Source organism: Sphingobium sp. Ant17 (assembly GCF_000588875.1).
Taxonomy (GTDB): domain Bacteria; phylum Pseudomonadota; class Alphaproteobacteria; order Sphingomonadales; family Sphingomonadaceae; genus Sphingobium.
Window position 1 is genome coordinate 1 of the sequence record NZ_JEMV01000133.1, and the last position, 3,852, is coordinate 3,852.

At 63.7% G+C, this 3,852-nt stretch carries 3 protein-coding genes, 1 pseudogene and 1 riboswitch; all 4 genes and pseudogenes read left to right on the plus strand.

Annotated features, from left to right (window positions below):
- Positions 1–478: SPOR domain-containing protein (locus BF95_RS24550; RefSeq protein WP_043155395.1), on the plus strand; the 478-nt coding region annotated here is incomplete at its 5' end.
- Between the two features lie 11 nt (positions 479–489).
- On the plus strand, positions 490–1,632 hold the full coding sequence (locus BF95_RS24555) for a deoxyguanosinetriphosphate triphosphohydrolase (protein WP_043155398.1): 1,143 nt from the start codon (positions 490–492) through the stop codon (positions 1,630–1,632).
- A 233-nt stretch (positions 1,633–1,865) separates the two neighbouring features.
- A riboswitch (glycine riboswitch) is annotated at positions 1,866–1,966 on the plus strand.
- 176 nt (positions 1,967–2,142) lie between these two features.
- A pseudogene (gene gcvT / locus BF95_RS24560) lies at positions 2,143–3,305 on the plus strand (glycine cleavage system aminomethyltransferase GcvT).
- Positions 3,306–3,401: 96 nt separating this feature from the next.
- Complete coding sequence (gene gcvH, locus BF95_RS24565) at positions 3,402–3,773, plus strand: glycine cleavage system protein GcvH (protein ID WP_037480119.1); 372 nt, start codon at positions 3,402–3,404, stop codon at positions 3,771–3,773.
- Positions 3,774–3,852 lie beyond the last annotated feature (79 nt).

A 3,852-nucleotide genomic window follows, 5' to 3' on the forward strand; every position in this document is an offset into this window, starting at 1 on the left:
CCGCGCGATCGACGTGCCCGAAGCGGAGCGACAGGCGCGCGTCGCTGCCGTCGATCTGGAGGAAATCGCCGCGCTGCAGGCGGCGCGCCGCGCTGAGCGGCAGGCGGCCGCCGACAAGGTGAAGAAGGCTGCGCTCGCCAAGGCCAAGGCGGAAGCCGACGCCAAGGCGAAAAGGCAAGCGGAAGAAAAGAAGAAGCTGGCCGACAACCCGTCGCGCAACTGGTTGCAGATCGGCATCGGAACGAGCAAGTCGAGCCTAGCCTTCACGCTCAATGCGCTGCGCAACAAATATGACAGCCTGTCTGCGCAGGATGGCTGGAGCGCGGGTTGGGGCCAGACCAATCGCCTGCTGGTCGGGCCTTTCCCCAACTTCGCGCGCGCCAAGGCGCTGGAGGATAAGGTCAAGGCTGCGGGCGGCGACGCCTTTGCGTGGAAAAGCAGTGCGGGAGAGGTGGTCGAAAGGCTGGGCGGCCAGTAAGAGGACGTCCCATGACGATCCTTGCTTCCTATGCCTGCCATCCCGACGCCAGCCGGGGTCGGCTCCATGCCGAACGTAGCGGCGAGGTGCGCGGGCCGCGCGACATGTTCCAGCGCGACCGCGACCGCATCATCCATTCGATCGCTTTTCGCCGGTTGCGCCACAAGACGCAGGTGTTCGTGTCGCCCGATGGCGATCATTTCCGCGTCCGCCTGACCCACAGTCTGGAGGTCGCGCAGATCGGGCGCACCACCGCCCGGACGCTGGGTCTGAACGAGGATCTGACCGAAGCGCTTTGCCTGGCGCATGATATCGGCCATCCGCCCTTCGGCCATGCGGGCGAGGACGCGCTGGAGGCGGCGATGGAGGAGCATGGCGGCTTTGATCATAATGCCCATACGCTGCGCACGTTGATGCTGCTGGAAAGCCCCTATCCGCGCTTCAAGGGGCTGAACCTCAGCTGGGAGATGCTGGAGGGGTTGGCCAAGCATAATGGGCCGATCGATCATCCCAACTGGGCGATGCGCGAACTGGATGCGCTGTTTCCGCTGGACCTGACCAGCCATGCCTCGCTGGAGGCGCAGCTGGCGGCGATTTCGGATGATATCGCCTATGATAATCATGACATTGACGATGGCTTGCGGGCGGGGCTGCTGACGCTGGAACAGCTGTTGGAGGTGCCGTTCGTCGCGTCCTGCTGGGATCGGGTGCGGACCCGCTATCCTGACGTGCCGCAGGACGGCCTGCTGCGCGAACTGGTGCGCGAGCAGATCGGCGTGATGGCCAATGACCTGCTGGCGGCGACGCGGGCGAATATTGCGGAGTCGCGGGTCGAAACGGTCGAGGATGTGCGGGCGTTGGGCCGCACCCTGGTTGGCTTCTCGCCGGAGTTGGCGGCGCAGGAGCGCGACCTCAAGCGCTTCATGTATGCCACGCTCTATCATCACCCGGTGCAGATGGCGGCGGCCGACCGGGCGCGGGTGGTCGTGACCGACCTGTTCCGCGCCTATCAGGAGCAGCCCGGCCTGATGCCGCCCGAGTGGCGCGACGAATGTGTAAGGCAAGAACCGGAGCGCAGCCGCCACATTACGGACTTCATCGCCGGGATGACGGACCGCTATGCCGAGAAGCGCCACGCGGAGATATTCGGGTAGGTTAGGGGGAAGGCTCATCCTTCTTCCGTTCGCCCTGAGCTTGTCGAAGGGCATTTCTTGAAGAAAGGAAGGGGGCTTCGACAGGCTCAGCCCGAACGGGGTGGGGTTGGTGAGATATGCAGAGCTTTGCGGTCAGCCACCTCCCCCGCAAGGGGAGGATCTTTTAGCCGATTGACGTGCCCTGTCCTTTGTCGCAATGCCTTGACTGTCTCCGGCGTCGAAGATTCGGCGCTGGGCATGATGCGGGAGAGTATGGGTGGCCTTTGAGGCCGTCCCCGTCGCCGAAGGAGCAACCGCCCCGGAATCTCTCAGGCCAATGGACCGCATCGCGCGCAAGGCACTCTGGAAAGCGGACGGGTCATCTCGTCCCACCGAAGGGGTAAGCCATGTGGCCGCAAGGCCGCTGGTCAAAGCTCTCAGGTTCCCGTGACAGAGGGGGTGACGAACATAAGCGGTCCGGTGCGGGCCGGGCTGAGCGTCGCTGCAACCCTCTCACGGAAAGGCCGTCCGATGACCGCCACCTATGACTCAAATGATGATGTAGCCACGCTCGAAGAGGCCCTGCCCCTCGAAGCGCTGCCGCTCGACGCCTGGCACCGCGCACGCGGCGCGCGCATGGTTGGCTTTGCGGGCTATCATATGCCGATCCACTATGATGGCATCATGGCCGAACATAGCTGGACCCGCGAACATGCCGGGCTGTTCGATGTCAGCCATATGGGGCAGATCGGCTTTTCGGGTGAGGGCGTGGACGAGGCGCTCGAAATGCTGTTGCCGAGCGACATCAAGGGGCTGAAACCCGGTCGCCAGCGCTATTCGATGTTGCTGGATCAGGATGGCGGCATTCTCGACGACCTGATGGTCGCGCGCCCGGCCGATGGCGCATTCGATGACGCGGCGATCTACATGGTCGTCAATGGCGCGACCAAATATGACGACATGGCCTGGATGATCGAGCATCTGCCCGACGAGGTCGTGATGAACCATATGGACGAGCAGGCGCTGTTGGCGTTGCAGGGACCGGAGGCGGGCGAGGCGATGGCCGCGTTGGTGCCGGGCACCGCAGCGCTGACCTTCATGCAGTGCGGGGCGTTCGACTGGAACGGCGTGGCGCTGTGGATCAGCCGGTCGGGCTATACTGGCGAGGATGGGTTTGAGATCAGCCTCCCTGCGGACGCTGCCGAGGCCTTTGCCGACGCGCTGTGCGCGTTGCCGCAGGTGAAGCCGATCGGCCTTGGCGCGCGCGATTCGCTGCGGCTTGAGGCCGGGTTGCCGCTTTACGGCCATGACCTGACCCCTGCCGTCAGCACGATCGGTGCCGATTTGGGCTTTGCGATCGGCAAGCGTCGGCGCGCGGAGGGCGGCTTCATCGGTCATGGCCGGGTGATGAAGGAACTGGCCGATGGCCCCGGCACGAAGCGCGTGGGCCTGAAGATCGCGGGGCGTTTGCCCGCGCGGGAAGGCGCGCAAATCTTTGTCGGCGACAATCTGGTCGGGGAAGTGACGTCGGGTGCTTTGCGCCGAGCCTTGGCGCGCCGATCGCCATGGGCTGGGTCAGTCTGCCGCATAGCGCGCTCGACACTGCGCTGGAGATCGATGTGCGTGGCAAGCGCATTGCCGCCACCGTCACGCCGATGCCGTTCGTGCCGCATCGCTATCGCCGCGCTGCCTGATTTTTCGTTCCGACTTTTTGTCGGTCATGATTTCAAGCACATCATGACCGTATTTGTGATCATGATTTTCAAGCAAATCATTCCGGGAGTATCATCATGAGCCGTTATTTTACCGAAGAACATGAGTGGATCGACGTCGAGGGCGAGATCGCCACGGTCGGCATCACCGACTTTGCCCAGGAGCAGTTGGGCGACATCGTGTTCGTCGAACTGCCGGTCGAAGGCGCGACCTTCGACAAGGGCGATGACGCCGCCGTGGTGGAATCGGTCAAGGCCGCGTCCGACGTCTATGCGCCGATTTCTGGCGAAGTGGTCGAAGCCAATGGCGCGCTGGAAGACGAGCCTGCGCTGGTGAACAGCGATGCCGAAGAGGATGGCTGGTTCTTCAAGCTGCGCATCACCGACATGAGCGAGCTGGAAGGGCTGATGACCGAAGCGGCGTATAAGACGTTTGTCGCTGCGTTGTAACGCACGAGAATAAGCCCCTCCCTTTCAAGGGAGGGGGAAGGGGTGGGTCGCGACCGCAGGSAGCGTGCCGCCCTTTCGC

Bases quoted from the DNA above. Each gene is read 5' to 3' on its own strand.
- BF95_RS24555 (WP_043155398.1), top strand. From the start codon at position 490: ATGACGATCCTTGCTTCCTATGCCTGCCATCCCGACGCCAGCCGGGGT.
- gcvH (WP_037480119.1), top strand. From the start codon at position 3,402: ATGAGCCGTTATTTTACCGAAGAACATGAGTGGATCGACGTCGAGGGC.